Source organism: Pseudoalteromonas phenolica, from assembly GCF_005886345.1.
In the GTDB taxonomy this organism is placed as follows: domain Bacteria; phylum Pseudomonadota; class Gammaproteobacteria; order Enterobacterales; family Alteromonadaceae; genus Pseudoalteromonas; species Pseudoalteromonas phenolica_A.
In genome coordinates this window covers 63,020-82,164 of sequence record NZ_PNEC01000054.1, presented here as the reverse complement: position 1 = coordinate 82,164, position 19,145 = coordinate 63,020, and the positions used below count along the sequence as shown (strand labels likewise).

Here is a 19,145-nt window from a genome sequence, read left to right as displayed (position 1 = left end):
ATGGCGCTTACTAAAGCAGACATAGCTGAACACCTATTTGAAAAATTGGGGATGAACAAAAAGGATGCCAAAGACATAGTTGAAGCGTTTTTTGAAGAAATCCGCTCAGCGCTGGAAAAAGGAGAGCAGGTAAAGCTTTCTGGTTTTGGCAACTTTGATCTAAGAGACAAAAAAGAGAGACCAGGACGTAATCCTAAAACGGGAGAGGATATTCCAATCTCTGCGCGTCGTGTTGTAACTTTCCGCCCTGGGCAGAAGTTAAAGACACGTGTAGAAGTAGGAACAAGCAAAGAATAGTCTATCTAGTCTCACCTGATTTATAAAGAAAACCCTAGCGAAAGCTGGGGTTTTTTATTTTTTTAAAAGCTAAAAGCTAAAAGCTAAAAGCTAAAAGCTAGAACATAGAGTAACGAGCTATAAGAGTTGAATGACTAGAAAAGACCTAAAATTCGGGCATAAAAAACGCCCCATATAGAGGCGTTTTCAATATTTATTGATAAATTAATCAATCAGGTCTTCAACACCAACGATTAACCAAGGCGCATCACCTTGAGTTTGGCGCTCTAAGTGCCAAATCTCATGAATAGGCTCTTCTTGATTGTCACCAAGGTCACGGTATTTACCTTTAAACATAATGCTCACTTCCCAAACATGTGGGTGCGTGTCTGCACGAACAAGTTGAGCATCAACAAACATTACTTCAGTTTTAACACTGTCATGTTGTTCACGCTCAGATTTAAATTCTTCAACTAATGCTGGACTTAGGTACTCAGCCATTTTTTTGTAGTCTTTGTCATTCCACGCTTTTTGTACTGTGTGATAGTGCTCACGTGCGCCTTGTAAGAAGCCGTTAATATCGAAATCTTTAGGCAGGTTAAATGGCACATCATTTTGCTGTCCGAAACCACCTGAAGACTGGAGAGGCTGCTGCGATTGGAATTGCTGCGGTTGTTGTTGGAATTGTTGTTGTTGACCAAACTGAGGAACACCTGCCATTTGCGGCTGCTGGCGCTTTGCCATCATGCCTTTGATCAGCTTGAAAATAACAAATGCTGCAATCGCTAGCAGGATCATTTCTAAGAACTGGAAGCCTTCAAAATCATCACCCATCATAGCAGCAATTAAACCACCTGCTAATAAACCACCAAGTACACCGGCCATAATGCCTTTTTTACTTGATTTACCAGCTGTTTTTGCAGGTAAGCTTTTTGTATCAACTTGTTGTTTTTGCTGAGTAGTTGAAGTGCTGTGTGTTTTTCCTGATTTCTTTTTACCGAACTTCTTACGGGCTTCAGCATCGAAGCTAGTTGCGAATAAAAGTGAGATCAGTGAAAAAATAACGAGAAAGTTTTTCATACTATTCCTATTAAACTGAAATTTTGTTTAGTTTAAATAATGAATAGTTAAAGTTAAATAAAATTTTATAAAAAAGTGCTTAAGGACAGCTTTAATCGAACTAAATGTCAGCAAATATGGAATTTAGTAACACTCAGTGATCCCCATATCGACGATCCGATCTGTTTCACCACTGTTGTTGAATTGATATAGGCTTTTATTGATGTCGCCCAGCAATGTTTGCCAGCGAGAAGATTGCTTGCTCAATGCAAAATAGAGGTTATTGTACTGAAGCGAATGGGTTTCTCGCTCTATATTTCGCAACAGAGTCGCTTTTTCTGGTCGTGGCAGTTCAGAGTAACTGACGGTGAATTTAAGCACTTTTGGGTCGCCAATGATTAGGTCAACACGTTTGCCAACCAATAGTTTGACCAATTGTAAGTCGTCCACAGCTTCAATTATAGTAAACTCATTGTTGTCCATCATGGCATCAAATTCAGGGGTGTTTTGATACCCTCTGACAACTCCAATTTTTTGCCCCTTAAGTGACAGTAAGTTTCCGGTAAATCTATCAGCATCTCCTTTGCGTTTTAAAAAGCCAATCTCCCCGCCAGGAAAGGGGTTTGAAAGCGCGAGGAGTTCTCGCCTAGTTTTGCCCTCAACAGTGTCTGAAGGGGCTGAGTCTTCAATGTAGTACTCTGGCATGAGAATATCTGCTTTGCCAAGTTCTGCGGCTCTTACAGCCCTTGCCCAAGGTAAAAACTCAACATAAACGCTATACCCTTGTTCTACCAGCAAAGCCACTGTGAATTGGTACACCCAACCTTTATTGCACAACTGGCTACCAATATAAGGCGGCCAATCAAGTGTTACGATGTGAACAGGGTCTGAGTCATTAGTATTAAACAGCAGGCCATTTTTGTAAGTTTTGCCTTGTACCACCTGATAGATGTTATCTTTGAAATAGCCAACATTCATAATGGCTAAAGCACTGGCACTAAAAAAGAGAAATAAAAAAATCAATAGTCGCATGAAGGTGTTAGTTTGATAAAAACTTAATTCTAAGTTTAGGAAGCCCAGATGAAAACGCAAAGGCAAAAACGAACAAAGCCGACAATAGTCGGCTTTCCTATGTGCTAAAGAGTCAGTAATTCGATTACTGAACTAATTCTTGATCGCTGAACTTGTCTGCAAATAGAGGGCTTGATAGGTAACGCTCTGTTGCACTTGGTAAAATAACAACAATGTTCTTACCAGCGTTTTCAGGCTTCTCAGCAAGGCGTTTAGCTGCAACAACAGCAGCACCTGAAGAAATACCCACTAGGATACCTTCATCACGCATTAGCTGATGTGCCATTTCAATTGCATCTTCATTTGAAACTAGCTCAGTACCGTCAATAAGTTCTAGGTCAAGGTTACCTGGAATGAAGCCCGCACCAATACCTTGGATTTTGTGAGGACCAGGTTTAACTTCTTCACCTGCAAGTGTTTGCGTGATAACTGGAGAATCAACAGGCTCAACCGCGATAGCTTTTACATCAAGACCTTTCTCTTGCTTAAGGTAACGTGTAGTACCAGAAATAGTACCGCCCGTACCAACACCCGCTACGAAGAAGTCAACTTTACCTTCCATTGCTTCAAAAATTTCAGGACCCGTTGTTTCGAAGTGAATTTTCGGGTTAGCTGGGTTCTCGAATTGCTGAAGTAATACGTACTTTTCTGGATCGCTCGCTAGGATCTCATTCGCTTTTTCGATAGCGCCTTTCATACCTTTAGCGCCTTCAGTCAGAACTAGGTTAGCACCTAGCGCTTTTAGTAGCTTACGACGCTCAAGGCTCATTGTATTTGGCATAGTTAGCGTTAGTTTATAACCACGAGATGCAGCAACAAACGCAAGTGCGATACCTGTGTTACCTGAAGTTGGTTCGATGATTTCTTTGCCTTCAGTTAAAGTACCAGCTTTTTCAGCTTCCCAGATCATTGAAGCACCGATACGGCACTTAACACTGAAACTTGGATTACGAGCTTCAACTTTAGCGAAAACGTTACCACCTGTTACACGGTTTAATTTAACGATCGGAGTATTGCCAATAGTTAGGCTATTATCTGCAAAGATTTTAGACATTGTGTTCTCTTTCATGATCTAGATTTAATTAGTGTTCACTTTACTGAGGTCGAACAAAAACAGAAGGAAAGATTGGCTATAAGATATATCAAATATGCTTATAGCCGAAAAGTATAAAAAGTTTGTTTTATATGCTTTACATTACATTAACCATGCATAGCTAAACTTCATAAAGAAAGTCTTTGAGTCCTTTGTAATTTCTTCTAACTCGTCATCTTGATAACCACTGTCAGAGAAGCCTGCAAAGAATACAGTTTGAGGGTTTAACTTATAAGAATAAAGTAGTTGTGTGCTTAACCCTTTATAAGTTGCATCAACTGAATCGATGTAATTACTTGGGTTTCGTTCAATATCTGTGTTGATCACAGCCAGCCTTAAATAGCTATTTAAATTAAACTGATAAGTCACTCTCACATCAGTCAGGTTAGCTGTGAATACATCAGCGCCATCTGCTTCTAATGTTTGGTAAGTATGTCTGAATCGTAACTCAAAATGCTTGCCTAAATTCAGATTGATAACTGGTCGTACTCTGAACTCTTCACCTAGGCGGTTGTTTGCAAGATCAATTTTATTACCTGTACTGATATTAAGACTGGTAAAAACTCCAGATACAGGCTTCATTTCCATGTAAGTCCACAGATTGTTTTCGGTAAACAAATCTGTGTTTCCATCAACAGCAAGACTTGCTTCGTTATGGCGAAGACCGGTGCGCTTTCTATGTTCAACACCTGTGTTAATGCGGCTTTGTAGTGGGCCATTAATAGAGAAGTTAGTTTGTACTTCTTTCTCTAACAACTCGTCATTGTCGTTATGCGTAATATCCCAGTCGGTGTACCAGTTGGCACGGTTCCACCAAGTACTCTCATCGCCATACCAACGATACTCGTAACCGGCTAAAAATTTATTGAAGTCGATTTGCGACATAAAACCCAAATCAGAGCGCAGGCCTTTATCTCGATATTGATAGCTAGTGAATGCACGCCAATGCTTTTCATTGTGTTCATAGTTTAGGTAGTAACCTAGCCCTTTTTGATCATCTTCATTAAGAACGCGCAGCGTACTTTCATTTAAGTCACAGTCTGAATTGATTTCGCATTCAGGCAGAGAAGGTTTTTGGCAATCACCTTGTTCGCCATCGCACAGCTCATCGACAAAAGCTTGTGTATAGTCAGTATCAGAAATGAGTACTTGTGCTTTGAATACATCGTTATTAGTGAGTTTATACTTACTGTCTAAACTTATTACTTGGTTATTATAATCATCACTTTGTCTAGCTGTTGTAGTGGTACCGACGGAAAGTTTAGAGTTAAAGTCATAGCGATATCGCAGGGCAAGGTTTTCACTTTTTTTATCAAACGAAACAACGCGTGAACCTAAATTACCAGGGATCATGACATTCAGTTTGTCATCGTTTGCGACAAATGCACCGACAGTATGACCTTGCTTGCTACTTGTAAACTTTATTCCATAGTCTGGGGCAGCTATATTTCGCGTATGGATCAGGTTCAAGTGAGATGAGAAATAATCTGCATTATCCAAAAAGAATGAACGCTTCTCTGGAAAGAATAAACTAAAGCTGTTGTTAACGCTTAACTGGCCTGTATCAGCTTCTACTTGAGAAAAATCAGGATTTAATGTGGCGTTTAAAGTCATATCAGGGGTAATGGCCCATTTAACATCTAAACTTGGTTCGACATTGTCTTCATCCTGCCATTCTCCAGCCTCACTGCCGTCGATATCCCTTGTTTGTTGTTTACTCGCAACGAGTGAAGGGATCAAGGCGACTTTGCTACTTTGCTTTGCTTGCTCAAATCCTGAATATTCAGGCATTTGACAAATCCAGCAATTGTTAGCGTGCTCAATTTGCATATTAGAAATGCGCAACCTTTGGTCTCGAGGGTAGAAGCGTACAAATTCCATAGCCATGGTTTTTGTTTTGATGCTGTCATCAAAGTTTAAAACTCGGAGCGGGACTTCTACTTCAACAAAGTAACCACTTTCGTGAATACTCCCCGCACTGTCCCAGATCCCATTCCAAGAGCTGTCCTCACGTTTAGTCAGCTCATTTTCGATTGAATCCTGTTGCACCCCAAGTGGGTTTATGAATAACTGATAAGCGCTTAGGCTATTGTTAAAAGAGTCTATTTTTATGCCTACTAAATCGTCATTCCAGGCAGCATCTCTATCACGGTAAAAAGCACGAATGAGCTCTGGGTTCGGATCTTTTGCATCAAAAGCAATGAATAACGATGAGCCATTTTCATAAACATAAGCCGTTGTCTCTACTGGGCTAACAGCATTTTCTTGAGGCCAAGTTACATTATTGATCTTAATTTTTTTTGCTTGATGCCAAACTGCTTCGTCCAGTTTGCCATCAATTTTAGCTGCAACGTTAATATAAGGTAGAGATTCATTGGCATAAGAGTGAGAAGACACAGAGAGTAATGCTGCTGAAATAATAGAAAGTGAAGTTTTAAACATTATGGCGTTATTTTATTGCACGATAAATTAGCATAAATTAAATAGTACTCTAGGTTTGTTAACAATGCTTAATCGTTAGAGGCACCATTTTTTAAGTTAAGTGATCATGACTGTACCTAATAGATAAATTCTGTAGAAGAATAACGAATTTATAACAATCAAAGGTCAAAACGTGTTAAAACAGCGCATCGTTTTTATCAAGGAATACTCATGTCGTTAATTTTGAAGTTACTTGCAGGTATTACCGCAGGTATTGTGGTGGGGTCATACCTACCGTTACCGCTTGTTGAACTGCTTTATACATTTAAAGTGATTGTAGGTCAGTTAATTAGTTTTACTATTCCATTAATTATCTTGTTCTTCATTGCCTCAGGTATAGCTGGTTTGCCTAAAGGGGCTGGTCACTTACTTGGTAAAACAGTCGGTTTTGCTTATGGTTCAACTATTTTAGCGGGCACTTTAGCCTTCTTGCTAGTAAACGCATTCGTACCATTTTTTGAAGGTAATACGACTTATCAAGCTGTTCAAGCTACAGAGCTGAAAAGTTTTATTAATATTGAAATACCACCATTGATGGGTGTAATGACAGCATTAGCAGCAGCATTTGTTTTTGGTATTGGTATTAGTCAACTGGCATTGAAAGATTTGCAAAAAGTCGTTGATCAGGGTCGCGATGTCATTGATGCCTTACTGGCAAAAGTCATTATTCCAGCACTACCTTTCTATATTGCAGGTGTATTTGCAGAAATGGCAGTTGCAGGCACAGTGGCAGATACACTAAGCACATTTGGAATTGTCTTAGTTGCAGCGGTTGTTATGCATTGGTTGTGGTTATCGGTATTATTTATTGGCTCAGGTATTTTACTAAAGCGTAGCCCAATTGAATTAGTGAAAAACATGCTACCAGCTTATTTTACAGCAATTGGTACTATGTCTAGTGCGGCCACTATCCCAGTTTCTTTACGCGCAAGTAAAGCCAATGGTGTCAAAGATGAAGTCGCAAACTTCTCTGTGCCTCTATGTGCCACTATTCATCTTTCGGGTTCGACTATCACTATTGTGACTTGTGCGATGGCAGTAATGTTGTTATCACCAGAGATGTCTATGCCAAGCATTACCAGTATCTTGCCATTTATCTTTATGCTGGGTGTGGTCATGATTGCAGCACCAGGTGCGCCAGGTGGCGCTGTGATGTCTGCACTGGGGTTACTCACTTCAATGCTTGGTTTTTCAGAGGGAGCAGTTGCACTTATGATTGCACTTTACCTTGCTCAAGATAGTTTTGGTACAGCATGTAATGTCACCGGTGACGGTGTGATTGCTTTATGGGTAAATAAGTTTTCAGAGCAGAGCAAATAGTCTAACAATTACTTGTTTTTGAGCATTAAAAGGCCAGGCGCTAAATTCTGGCCTTTTTTGGTTCTTTTGTATGATTTTTTAACTAATACAAAAGTTTATTCGTTATTTTTTACATAATTATGTGTTAATCTCGAATTGCTATTTATGTGAATACGATTACCAAAATATTCTGTGAGGGTGTGCCATTGATTAATGTGTTATTAGTTGATGATCATGAATTGGTCCGAACTGGCATCAAACGAATTTTAGATGATGTTCGAGGCTTTAAAGTGATAGGTGAAGCTAAAACGGGTGAAGAAGCGGTCAAGTTTTGCCGTGATAATAACCCTGATATTGTGTTGATGGACATGAATATGCCTGGGATCGGTGGTTTAGAAGCAACGAAGAAAATTTGTCGATACAATCCTGATATAAAAGTGATTGTATTAACCGTACATTGTGAAGACCCGTTCCCAAGTAAAGTAATGCAAGTGGGTGCACAGGGCTACTTAACGAAAGGTACGGGCTCTGATGAAATGATCAATGCTATTCGAGCTGTGAACTCAGGACAGCGTTATATTGCTCCTGAGATAGCTCAACAAATTGCACTCGCGCAGTTTAGTGGCCGTAATGATGAAAATCCATTTCAATCACTTTCGGAACGCGAGCTGCAGATCATGTTAATGATCACCAAAGGTGAAAAAGCGCAAGATATTGCTGAACGACTGAACTTAAGTTCTAAAACTGTGAATAGTTATCGATATCGAATGTTTGAAAAGTTAAATGTTGGCGGTGACGTAGAGCTGACACATTTAGCCATTCGCCATAAAATGATCGATATAGACACATCTAACTAATCATTTTTAATGGCAGTATTTGATTCAAAAGCCTTTTTAAAAACATTATCTACAGAACCTGGTGTTTACCGTATGTATGATGCGCAGCATCAGGTTATTTATGTTGGTAAGGCGAAAAATTTAAAAAAACGTGTTTCGAGTTATTTCCGTAGCAATATTCCCGATGCTAAAACCCGAGTTCTGGTAAGCAACATTGCCAATATAGAGGTAACACTCACTAATACTGAAACCGAAGCACTACTTCTCGAAAATAATCTCATTAAACAGTATCAGCCCAGATACAACATCTTATTAAGAGACGATAAATCTTATCCTTATATTTTCTTAAGTGGCCATAAACATCCTAGGTTAGCTTTTCACCGAGGAAGTAGAAAACAAAAAGGGGATTACTTTGGTCCTTACCCGAGCAGCGCAGCCGTATCTGAAAGTTTGCGCTTAATGCAAAAGATTTTCCCCGTGCGTCAATGTGAAGATGCTTATTATCGAGCCCGAAGTCGCCCGTGTTTACAGTATCAGTTAAAACGTTGTTCCGCGCCTTGTGTTGGTAAAGTCTCTGATGATGAATACAAAGAGCAAGTTGAGCTGGTAAAACAGTTTTTATCAGGAAAATCACATCAAGTTATCGCGACCTTAGTTGAAAAGATGGAGCAGGCCAGTATGGCCTTAAATTTTGAGCTCGCAGCGAAAGTGCGAGATCAAATTGCGATTCTGAGGCAGATGCAAGAGCAGCAGTTTGTGGCCGGAAACCTTGGTGAAATAGACATTATTGGTTTCCAGCAGCAAAACGGTATTTGTGCCATTCACTTGTTAATGGTGCGAGATCATAAAGTATTAGGCAGCAAAACCTATTTTCCTAAAGTGCCCAAAGACTCGCAGCAAGACGAAATCGTGACATCGTTTATTGGTCAATATTATGTAGGTGCGGGCACACAGCGCCAGATCCCAAAAGAAATTGTGTTGCCTTTTGAGTTACAAGAGCAAAACGAACTGGTTAATGCGCTATCGCAACTGGCAGATAAAAAAGTAGAGCTAAAAGCATCGGTGCGTTCTGAACGTGCGCAATACCTCGCACTAGCAAATAAAAATGCATTAAACAGCATTGTTGTAAAACAAAACGCGCAAGATTCTATTACTAAACGTTACGCATTATTAAAAGAAGCATTACAACTGAGTGATATCAACCGTATGGAGTGTTTCGATATCAGTCATACCATGGGTGAAAACACCATTGCTTCATGTGTGGTATTTGATGGCAGTGGACCAAATAATAAAGAATATCGTCGCTATAACGTTACGGGGATCACGCCTGGTGATGACTATGCGGCGATGGCATTTGCATTGAATAAACGCTACGGCAAGTTAAAAGATGAGGAAAAAATCCCTGACGTTATCTTCATCGATGGTGGTAAGGGGCAGTTGAATAAAGCTGAAGCATTTTTTGAAGACTGGTCTCATAACAAAATGCCGTTGCTAGTCGGTGTAGCGAAAGGCACAAGCCGAAAGCCCGGTCTTGAAACTTTATTAATTGATGGTGGCAGGCGAACAGTGAACCTTGATTCTGATTCTCCTGCTTTACATTTAATTCAGCATATTCGTGATGAGTCACACCGTTTTGCAATCGCCGGACATAGAAACAAACGGCAAAAACAGCGAACTCAATCTCTGTTAGAAGAAATAGAAGGAGTCGGGCAGAAACGCCGGCAAGCCTTGTTAAAATACTTAGGTGGTATGCAAGGTGTAAAATCGGCTACTATAGCGCAGTTAAATCAAGTGCCAGGGATCAGCCAAGATATGGCTGAAAAGATATTTAATCATTTGCATGACAAAGCCTAATTGATCATGCAACACTATAAAAAAAGATACACAAAGTAGTTATGTGGAATATTCCTAATACCTTAACAACATTTAGATTGTTACTTATCCCTGTTTTTGCAGTGGTGTTTTATTTGCCTTACTCATGGGCTTTTTTTGCTGCCGCCTTTATTTTCTGGCTAGCATCGGTAACCGATATTCTTGATGGCTACTTGGCACGAAAACTCGATCAATCAACGCCTTTTGGCGCGTTCTTAGATCCTGTTGCAGATAAAGTCATGGTCAGTGTGGCTTTAGTTGTCATAGCAACCCATTATCAAAACATCTTTATTACTTTGGCTGCGCTTATCATTATCAGTCGTGAAATTGTGATTTCAGCATTGAGAGAGTGGATGGCCGAACAGGGCAAGCGCGGCAATGTGGCTGTTAGTAATATGGGCAAGTTTAAAACTGCTGCACAAATGTTAGCCATTATTGGATTGATTTGGCAACACTCATCTTGGATGACCATGCTAAGTTATGCGCTTTTGGCAATCGCAACCTTGTTAACTGTGACTTCGATGTTGGCCTATTTGAATGCGGCAAAGTCGGAATTGATTAAATCTTGATATTTTACGGCTATATAGCCAGCAGTTTAGATAAAAATTGAGCAAACGATTAAAAACATTCATTTTTTATATTGACGCATTATTAAAGATCTGTAGAATGCGTCCGTGTTGAGAGGGCAGTATGCCTCGAAATGATAAAAGAGTGAGTGCTTAACTTACTTTGGAATGCGAGTATAGCTCAGCTGGTAGAGCGCGACCTTGCCAAGGTCGAGGTCACGAGTTCGAACCTCGTTACTCGCTCCAATCTTTTATACGTCGGCGGAATGGCAGAGTGGCCATGCAGCGGATTGCAAATCCGTCTACCTCGGTTCGACTCCGGGTTCCGCCTCCATTTCTCAACACTCCACATGCGTAAGCAGCCCGATGCCCGGGTGGTGGAATTGGTAGACACAAGGGATTTAAAATCCCTCGTCAGTAATGACGTGCCGGTTCAAGTCCGGCCCCGGGCACCATTGGTTTTAGAATCAATTGATGCGAGTATAATTCAGCTGATAAAACGTAAAGGCGCGACCTTTGTTTCTTTCAGTTAGATTAAAAAGCAACATGGAACGCGAGTATAGCTCAGCTGGTAGAGCGCGACCTTGCCAAGGTCGAGGTCACGAGTTCGAACCTCGTTACTCGCTCCAAATTGATTTTACATGCAACGCAGAACCCGATGCCCGGGTGGTGGAATTGGTAGACACAAGGGATTTAAAATCCCTCGTCAGTAATGACGTGCCGGTTCAAGTCCGGCCCCGGGCACCATTGATTTTAGAATCAATTTGATGCGAGTATAGCTCAGCTGGTAGAGCGCGACCTTGCCAAGGTCGAGGTCACGAGTTCGAACCTCGTTACTCGCTCCAAATTGGTTTTAAAAAGAACTTGCTTAATGCTTAGTTCAGAAGAATGCGAGTATAGCTCAGCTGGTAGAGCGCGACCTTGCCAAGGTCGAGGTCACGAGTTCGAACCTCGTTACTCGCTCCAATTCTTCTTAGATAGGTAAAAGCAAAATTCGAATGCGAGTATAACTCAGCTGATAAAGGTAAAGACGCGACCTTGTTTTTATCTCGGTTGAATTAAAAAGCAATATGGAACGCGAGTATAGCTCAGCTGGTAGAGCGCGACCTTGCCAAGGTCGAGGTCACGAGTTCGAACCTCGTTACTCGCTCCAATTCGAATTAATGGTTCTTTACAATATGCGAGTATAGCTCAGCTGATAAAGGTAAAAACGCGACCTCGTTGTTATCTTAGTTGAATTAAAAAGCATTATGGTACGCGAGTATAGCTCAGCTGGTAGAGCGCGACCTTGCCAAGGTCGAGGTCACGAGTTCGAACCTCGTTACTCGCTCCAATTTATTTGGAACATTTAGGCGGAATGGCAGAGTGGCCATGCAGCGGATTGCAAATCCGTCTACCTCGGTTCGACTCCGGGTTCCGCCTCCATTATCGCAAGATAACTCTCCACATGCGAAAGCAGCCCGATGCCCGGGTGGTGGAATTGGTAGACACAAGGGATTTAAAATCCCTCGTCAGTAATGACGTGCCGGTTCAAGTCCGGCCCCGGGCACCATTTTTATTCTCAAGACTTTTTTTCTCATCCTAATCAAATCTATTATTTTCTAACTTTCTAACTTTCTAACTTTCTAACTTTCTAACTTTCTAACTTTATTTTTCGCATTAAAAAAGGCGCGTATCGCGCCTTTTTGTCACTCAAAATGGTTGAGTATTGGTATTATTCGGCATCAGCCATAATGCCCCAGCCATCGCCATAACCTTCATGTGAATTGGCAATGCTTTCTAAGTACTGTTCAGTTTGGCTTAACAGCTGATGATCTGGCACCATTTGAACCGTTGTCACAACTTCCCATACACCTGTATCTTTGCACTTTTGTAGTTCGGTCTTTGGGGCAAGCTCATCTTCAACAATGGCTTTTTCAAAAGATTCTGCCTGCTCTTTTTGTTCAAACAGAATAAAAAAATCGACCATGTGCATTTGGTTTAAATTAATGCCTTCAGCAGCCATTTCAGCTAATAATTGGCCGTTATCATCATCAGGAAATTGCATAGTGTTACCTAGTATTTTTAACTGGGTGTATTGTCGGTGAAATCAATAAAAATAAAAAGCTTTAAAGCAAGATTTAACGAATTCTTGTACCAAATCTCTTAATTAAGCGTTCATTTTTGAGGCAAGGAAAACTGTTCGATAGCAAGGCGAAAATTTTGCTATTTAGTTTTTCTAAATGAGAAATTTTTAACGTAGCTAGCGTCAGTTTTAGTCCCTCAAAATGATTGAGTATTATTGAGAGTTGGTACATTTATCTATTGTTGATTTTAAATATGCTACACTGGCGTTTCTGCTGGGAGGGAAGTATTTGAAACGGTTTGCGATTATTATCACTTGTTGGTGTCTTTTTTTCTTTTCAAATGTCAATGCAGAGCCTACTTGGTCTGTTGAAACCATCGAGCTTAACGATATACCCGATGAGTTGAGCGACAATATTCATGGCTCTTTAAAGCCATTCTTAAATCAACCATTTTCAAAGTCCTTAGAAAAAAAACTGTACTTTCAGACTGAGCGCGCAATGCAAGCTTTAGGTTATTATGACACTACAATAAAGTTTTCAAGGGAAGCAGAAACAAATCGCTTAAAACTGCACATAGAGGTGGGCTCTCCTGCGACTTGGAAAACTATTCAGATTGAAATTAGCGGGCAAGCAAACAAAGATGCATTTCTTCAAAAAGTGTTATCTCAGATTCCAATTAAACCTAATATCAACGTGGATCATGGTGACTACGAACGAACAAAAAGTATGTTAGAAGCCAGCCTTATTTCGAAGGGATATTTTGATTTTAAATGGTTAAGCCATAAATTAGAGGTACATAAAAAAAACAACTTTGCTGTCGCCAAGCTAAAACTAGACTCAGGAGATAGGTATCGCTTTGGTGAAATAGAAGTGACAAAAAAAAGCTTAGCGAAGCATTATATTCAATCTCTCGCCCCATTTGATAAACACACTTTTTATGATGAGCAGTTACTTTCTGACTATAACCTTGCACTAAATAAAACACCGTATTTTAGCGCCATTAAAGTTTACCCCCAATTACAAAACCGGCAAAACAACTTAGTACCGATTAGAATTGAAGCCGTTGATAAACCCGCGAATACATTTGAGGTTGGTGGCGGTTTTAGCACCGAGATAGGCGCCAAAGCACGATTAAAATGGTCGAAACCTTGGATCAGTGATACAGGGCACTTTTTTGATAGCAATTTATTTGTAGCAGAAAAACAGCAGCGGATCACTGCCAGTTATAGTATCCCTGTTTCAAACCCAAACGATGATTTATGGCGAGTAACCGGTGGTTATGCAATAGAAGATGAATTAACCGACGGTATAAATAGCAAGATATGGAATGTTCAATTACAAAGACAATGGCTCACTCAAGGAAACTGGATCCGTACCGCTTTTATAAAAAGAGAGCACGAAACAACCACTCAAGCCCAAGAGACAAGTAAATCTGAAATGCTGATCCCCGGGATCAGCTACGCAAAAAAACAAGCGATTGGTGGGGTTACGCCTTCGTGGGGACAACAAACTTTGGTTTCATTAGAGTTTGCAAGTGAAGACTTAATTTCGTCAACTTCGCTAGTTAAAGCGAGGTGGGAGCAGGCTTGGCTCAGAAAGTATGAGCTCAGACACTGGTTTATAGCACGTCTTAATGCAGGGGCAATCATTGCAGATGACATCAATGATGTGCCTTTTAATTTGAGGTTCTTTGCTGGGGGTGACCAAAGCATTAGGGGATTTTCTTATCAGTCTGTTGCGCCATATGAAAATGATGTTTTGTTAGGCGGTAAATATTTAGCGACCGCATCAGTGGAGTATAACTATCAGTTTATGCCAAATTGGCGTCTTGCCTTATTTATTGATTCAGGTACCGCGACTAATGACTTTTCAGAATCATGGGCTATTGGTGCAGGATTTGGTTTTAGATATGAAACACCTGTTGGCCCTGTGCGATTAGATCACGCATGGGGACTAAGTAAGGAGAGTAAAAGTACTAGGCTGAGCATTATCATTGGGCCGGAGATTTAATGGTGACATCTTTAAAAATAAAAAAGATCATTAATGGCTTTGCAGCTGTATTCATTCTGCTAACTTGTTTGTTTTTCACCAGCGTTGGGCACCAAAGTCTATTATGGTTAGCCAATAAGTCGACAGACGGATTAGAAATTACATTAGAGCAAGGGCGGTTACTTTCTGGTGAAAGAATTGATATAACTTGGCAAAGTGAAACACTCGCTGTCACATTAACTAACTTTAGACCTCAATTAAATTGGTTCACTTGCGCCACGCTATGCCTTGACATTGTTGCGGATAAACTTGATGTCAAAGTCACCCAACAAGATCCAGCTTCTAAGGTTGAGCCTGAAGTTAACAAAGATATAAATGAAGACAATAAACACAGTTTAGGCTTACCTTTAGACCTAGGTTTGGCACAAGTTGAAGTTAAAGAGTTTCAATTTCAACAAGGCGCTTTGAGTGTTCAAATATCGGACATAAAATCATCAGCGTCTATTATTGATAATATTGTTAAGCTCGAAAATACATCCATTTCTCATATTCATATTATCGATAAACAAAAGAAAGAAATTACAAACCAAGTACTTACTGAACTAGCAGCATTACCAGAGATTATTTTACCGCCGGGGCTAGACATTGAAGTCACACGATTAGGCGTTAACACATTTACTTTTGAAACAGCGACAGGCTCTCAAGTTTTTACTCATTTTGTCGTTGGCTCAAAATTCACCTCAGAGCAGGTCGAATGGCAAGACCTGTATTTCGAACATGGACCCTATATTGTTCGAAGTTTTGGGGTATTAAACAGTGATAAGCTACTCGGCCCTTTTAACTCTATTCGTAGTGTGACCACCTTAACAACCACTGAAGACTTAATGCGATTACATTTAAAAGGAAAGCTTTCTGCGCTTGATATAGCGGTTATTTTACAAGGCAAAAAGTCAGCGTCGTTATCAGGTAAAGTTAATTTCACGAAAACAAATTGGCCGTTTGAGTTATCAGCCAGCGTTTATGACTTGCCGTTTTCTTACAACATTAGAGGAAAGAATTACTATGCAGAGATGGATGAAGCGCAGATCAGATTACGCGGTCAAGCAAATGACTACCATCTCAATCTTGATGTAACTGCAGACCAAAAAGAACTCACAGAATTGAGTGCCAGGGTAGCTGGTAAAGGCAGTTTAACCGCAATCAATGAGATAACCGGTCGGTTAACTGCCTCAGAGGGCAATGCGCAAATAACTGCAAAGGTTGATTGGTTGCATGGTTTAGAAGCTAAACTGCAACTAGCCATGGATGAACTACCTCTGTTTTTTATTGATGACAGTTCTTTTTTGAGTGGCAGTATGGCTGTTGAAGCAACACAAGTGTCTTCAGGCTGGCAAATTGATATTCCTGATGTGGATGTTGATGGTTCTATTTCACAGCTTCCTCTGGCATTAGATGCTAGCTTTAAATTGAATGAACAGCTGTTTGGAGAAGTTGATAAATTTAAACTTCAGTTAGGCAAAAGCTATATAGAGCTTGCTGGCTCTTTACAAAAACAGCTTGATCTCACAGGTACACTCAAAGTAACGCACCAGCAAAATGAATTACTGCCTTTTGATGTGAATGCACACGGTAAACTGAATATTGCAGGGCCTCATCACCAACCTAATATTAATTTAACCGCAGACATTCCCTATTTTCAAAGTGACGGAGTCGATTTAAAAGGCGCAACTTTAGCGACTCATGTTGATTTATCCAAGCAATGGCAGACGGACATGCAATTGAAGGTAAACGCTCTGTCTGTGGCTAAACAGCACTTTAATCAGGTTCAACTCGACGTCACAGGTGATCAACAAGCGCATAAGTTAAACATTGCAACAGAGGGAGATGTTCAGGCTGAGTTATCGCTATTGGGCCAATTTGTAAATCAAGTATGGCAGGGGAAAGTCTCTTCTGGACACATTAATTATCAGACACACTCTGCGACTTTAAACAGTCAATCAGAAATTAAGTTTGCAGATGCTACTCAGTGGCAAACAGGTAAATTATGCGGGTCGCTAGATCAAGCTCCTTGGTGTATAGAAGCAAAACAGGTTGGAGAAATAGGTCACTTTGATGGCCATATAAATGACTTTGACTTGGCCTCGATAAAGGCTTTTTTACCGAAGCAACTTAACCTCATCGGTGAAGCAAGCTTAGAGTCTAACTTATCATGGATAAAGAATAAGTTAACTAGCCTGCAAGCAAAAGCGGGCATAGCAGATATTGAAATCAAGCATAGTGATACTTCAGTCCCGGTCGAGTACATTGAGGTCAATTTATCAGGTGATGAACAAAAGATAGCAGGGAATTGGCAGTTATCATCGACACTAATAGGCCTAGTTTCAGGGCAATTAGCTGCAAATGTCGAAGACAATCGCATTCACACACCTACCGCATCGATTAAATTAGATGATTTAGCATTGCAGCCTTTAGGAGATTTGGCAAACCGCTTTTTGCCCCAACCAATTAATATTGCAGGTCAAGTTTCCACTGAACTATTACTTTCAGGTGATATAAAACAGCCCGATATCGAAGGGCAAATTGATTTAAAAGAATTTGCCATTGCGCAATCGGCACTTCCCCTTAGTTTTGTCGATTCTGCAGTAAGTGTGGAGTTTAAAGGTCAAAGTGCCAGATTAAATGGTGCATTGAATACAGATAAGCAAGGTCAATTAGACTTAAAAGGCATACTCGATTGGCAGCAAGAGCTAAGCGCAGATATCAGTGTATCAGGTAAGCAAGTGAGTATTACCCCTCAACAAGGAATGATCTTTTCGGTATCACCAAAATTATCGTTAGCTTACCGAGATGCGCACTTATCTTTGACTGGGCGAGTAGATATACCACAAGGTCGTATCAAGATTTCTCAGCTTCCTGAGCAAGTAGTTGCAGTATCTGACGACCAAGTCATTGTTGATTTACCGACAGACACACAAACTAACTTGCCGTTTAATTACATTCTAGATTTAGAAGTGGCTCTGCAAGATGATTTTAGAGTTTATGCATTCGGCCTCGATAGCTATGTATTTGGCCAGATCAGTTTAGATAAAACGCCTGATACACCTTTACTTGCGAGTGGAGAGTTTGCTTTGCGAGAAGGTGTTTACAAAGCGCTGGGGCAAGATTTACTCATACAGCAAGGGCAAGTTGGTTTTAATGGGCCACTGTCTAGACCTTATTTAAATGTTAGAGCGATCCGTAATCCAGAAGTCACCGCAGATGATGTGATTGCCGGTATTGAATTAACAGGCAGTGCAAGCAACCCAAGTTTGAATATTTTCTCGCAGCCAGCAATGGACCAAGCCCATGCACTGTCTTATTTACTGAATGGTCAGCCTCTCGAACAGAGTGAGAACAACAATAACGCATTGTTATCACAAATGCTGTTGGCGCAAAGCATTAACTTTAGTGAAAGCTTTATAAATAAAGCCGGTAAAAAATTCGGCATAGAAGATGTCAGCGTGAGTGCTAAAGGCAGTGGTGATGATACTCAGGTCGAGTTATCTGGTTATATTACGCCTAGTGTGCAGGTGAGTTATCGCGTAGGGGTGTTCGAAGCCATGAATGAGATTGCAATTCGCTATAGAGTTTTTACAAAATTATATATTGAAGCGACTAGTGGTTTATACGATAGTATAGATCTACTCTATCAATTTGATTGGGATCCTGAATGAAGTGGATTGTAGTCCTATGTTTTAATGCCTGTTTTTGTTTCTCAGCCTGTGCCGAGCAAACCGTGCGTATTACTTCAGGGGCTGATCCTTATGTGATTGAGCTTTTAAAGCATACGCTAAGCTATCAAAGAGAAGCTCATACGTTAGATTTTGTTGAAAACATTCCTACTCAAAGCCGCGCAATCCGTTTATTAGGTGATAAAAATGGTATTGATGTCTTCTGGTCTGTCACATCAGATGAGAGAGAGAAGCAAGCGTTAGCTGTTAGAGTTCCTATTGTTAAAGGCGTACTTGGTTACCGTCTTGGGATAATCAAAAAGTCTCGCTTAGACTATTTTTCAAAGTTAAAAACCGATGGTGAACTCAGAAGTTTAAGGTATGGCCTAAGAGCTGACTGGCCAGATACGGTTATTTTCGAAGACAATGATTTTAATGTTTTAGAGTATTCTCAAGAAAACTCAGGCTATGAATTACTTGAAGCCTCACGCATAGATGTATTGCCTATCGATGCCCTATATGCCAACGATATTACTAATATGACAGACTTAGCAATCGATCCAGCGCATGTATTCTATTACCCTTCAGCAGTTTATTTTTTCGTAAAAAAAGATAATCAAGCTTTGTACCAAAAACTTAAAACAGGTTTAGATAAAGCCATTGAAGATGGCTCGTTTGATACTTTATTTAACCGCTACTTCAAGGGCGAGTTGGCAGAATTAGCGTTAGAAAAACGACAAAAAATTACCCTCGTAAATACTTTACTCCCCGCCAGTGCACCTATTCATACAAAAAAATACTGGTATAACAATAATCAAGGAAAATAA

The 19,145-nt window shown here is 40.3% G+C and carries 13 protein-coding genes and 11 tRNA genes; 19 read left to right on the top strand and 5 right to left on the bottom strand.

What is annotated here, in order from left to right:
* On the top strand, positions 1-297 hold the full coding sequence (gene ihfA / locus CWB72_RS17285; RefSeq protein ID WP_058030549.1) for an integration host factor subunit alpha: 297 nt from the start codon (positions 1-3) through the stop codon (positions 295-297).
* A 204-nt stretch (positions 298-501) separates the two neighbouring features.
* Here the strand turns inward: ihfA and CWB72_RS17280 are convergent, their stop codons facing one another.
* From CWB72_RS17280 to CWB72_RS17265, 4 genes are all read right to left on the bottom strand, one after another.
* Positions 502-1,356 (bottom strand): Tim44 domain-containing protein, encoded by an 855-nt coding sequence (locus tag CWB72_RS17280; protein WP_138633979.1) that lies wholly within the window; start codon positions 1,354-1,356, stop codon positions 502-504.
* A 123-nt stretch (positions 1,357-1,479) separates the two neighbouring features.
* A complete protein-coding gene (locus CWB72_RS17275) occupies positions 1,480-2,367 on the bottom strand; it encodes a substrate-binding periplasmic protein (protein WP_138633976.1) in 888 nt (295 codons plus the stop codon).
* A 124-nt stretch (positions 2,368-2,491) separates the two neighbouring features.
* The gene (cysK, locus tag CWB72_RS17270; protein WP_138633973.1) at positions 2,492-3,460 is read right to left on the bottom strand and encodes a cysteine synthase A; all 969 of its coding nucleotides are present in this window, start codon (positions 3,458-3,460) and stop codon (positions 2,492-2,494) included.
* Between the two features lie 141 nt (positions 3,461-3,601).
* On the bottom strand, positions 3,602-5,941 hold the full coding sequence (locus CWB72_RS17265; RefSeq protein ID WP_138633970.1) for a DUF5916 domain-containing protein: 2,340 nt from the start codon (positions 5,939-5,941) through the stop codon (positions 3,602-3,604).
* A gap of 210 nt (positions 5,942-6,151) precedes the next feature.
* Between CWB72_RS17265 and CWB72_RS17260 the strand changes: the two genes are divergently transcribed.
* From CWB72_RS17260 to CWB72_RS17190, 15 genes are all read left to right on the top strand, one after another.
* Entirely contained in the window at positions 6,152-7,300 is a 1,149-nt protein-coding gene (locus CWB72_RS17260; RefSeq protein WP_138633967.1) for a dicarboxylate/amino acid:cation symporter, read from the top strand.
* A 185-nt stretch (positions 7,301-7,485) separates the two neighbouring features.
* Positions 7,486-8,136: a UvrY/SirA/GacA family response regulator transcription factor gene (uvrY, locus tag CWB72_RS17255; protein ID WP_130256995.1), complete on the top strand. Its 651-nt coding sequence runs from the start codon at positions 7,486-7,488 to the stop codon at positions 8,134-8,136.
* A gap of 9 nt (positions 8,137-8,145) precedes the next feature.
* Positions 8,146-9,969, top strand: coding sequence for an excinuclease ABC subunit UvrC (uvrC, locus tag CWB72_RS17250; RefSeq protein ID WP_138633965.1), 1,824 nt, complete (start codon positions 8,146-8,148; stop codon positions 9,967-9,969).
* Between the two features lie 41 nt (positions 9,970-10,010).
* Positions 10,011-10,556, top strand: a complete 546-nt coding sequence (gene pgsA, locus CWB72_RS17245; protein WP_138633962.1) for a CDP-diacylglycerol--glycerol-3-phosphate 3-phosphatidyltransferase — start codon at positions 10,011-10,013, stop codon at positions 10,554-10,556.
* Positions 10,557-10,723: 167 nt separating this feature from the next.
* Positions 10,724-10,799: transfer RNA gene (locus tag CWB72_RS17240), tRNA-Gly, on the top strand.
* A gap of 14 nt (positions 10,800-10,813) precedes the next feature.
* Positions 10,814-10,887, top strand: a tRNA-Cys gene (locus tag CWB72_RS17235).
* A gap of 34 nt (positions 10,888-10,921) precedes the next feature.
* Positions 10,922-11,008 (top strand) — tRNA-Leu (locus CWB72_RS17230).
* A gap of 98 nt (positions 11,009-11,106) precedes the next feature.
* Positions 11,107-11,182: transfer RNA gene (locus CWB72_RS17225), tRNA-Gly, on the top strand.
* Between the two features lie 31 nt (positions 11,183-11,213).
* A tRNA-Leu gene (locus tag CWB72_RS17220) sits at positions 11,214-11,300 on the top strand.
* A 22-nt stretch (positions 11,301-11,322) separates the two neighbouring features.
* Positions 11,323-11,398: transfer RNA gene (locus tag CWB72_RS17215), tRNA-Gly, on the top strand.
* Between the two features lie 45 nt (positions 11,399-11,443).
* Positions 11,444-11,519 (top strand) — tRNA-Gly (locus CWB72_RS17210).
* Positions 11,520-11,630: 111 nt separating this feature from the next.
* Positions 11,631-11,706, top strand: a tRNA-Gly gene (locus CWB72_RS17205).
* A gap of 104 nt (positions 11,707-11,810) precedes the next feature.
* A tRNA-Gly gene (locus CWB72_RS17200) sits at positions 11,811-11,886 on the top strand.
* An 18-nt stretch (positions 11,887-11,904) separates the two neighbouring features.
* A tRNA-Cys gene (locus CWB72_RS17195) sits at positions 11,905-11,978 on the top strand.
* Between the two features lie 40 nt (positions 11,979-12,018).
* Positions 12,019-12,105 (top strand) — tRNA-Leu (locus CWB72_RS17190).
* A 162-nt stretch (positions 12,106-12,267) separates the two neighbouring features.
* On the opposite strand, the gene CWB72_RS17185 is transcribed toward CWB72_RS17190, so the two are convergent.
* A complete protein-coding gene (locus CWB72_RS17185; protein WP_130255228.1) occupies positions 12,268-12,600 on the bottom strand; it encodes a ribonuclease E inhibitor RraB in 333 nt (110 codons plus the stop codon).
* A gap of 307 nt (positions 12,601-12,907) precedes the next feature.
* Here CWB72_RS17185 and CWB72_RS17180 point away from each other — a divergent pair, with 307 nt between their 5' ends.
* Genes CWB72_RS17180 through CWB72_RS17170 form a run of 3 tightly spaced genes read left to right on the top strand, consistent with a single transcriptional unit; the run spans position 12,908 to position 19,145 of the window.
* Positions 12,908-14,629, top strand: a complete 1,722-nt coding sequence (locus CWB72_RS17180; protein ID WP_138633959.1) for an autotransporter assembly complex protein TamA — start codon at positions 12,908-12,910, stop codon at positions 14,627-14,629.
* Positions 14,629-18,321: a translocation/assembly module TamB domain-containing protein gene (locus CWB72_RS17175; protein WP_138633956.1), complete on the top strand. Its 3,693-nt coding sequence runs from the start codon at positions 14,629-14,631 to the stop codon at positions 18,319-18,321. Before CWB72_RS17180 ends, CWB72_RS17175 begins: the two co-directional genes overlap by 1 nt.
* A complete protein-coding gene (locus CWB72_RS17170; RefSeq protein ID WP_138633953.1) occupies positions 18,318-19,145 on the top strand; it encodes a substrate-binding periplasmic protein in 828 nt (275 codons plus the stop codon). Before CWB72_RS17175 ends, CWB72_RS17170 begins: the two co-directional genes overlap by 4 nt.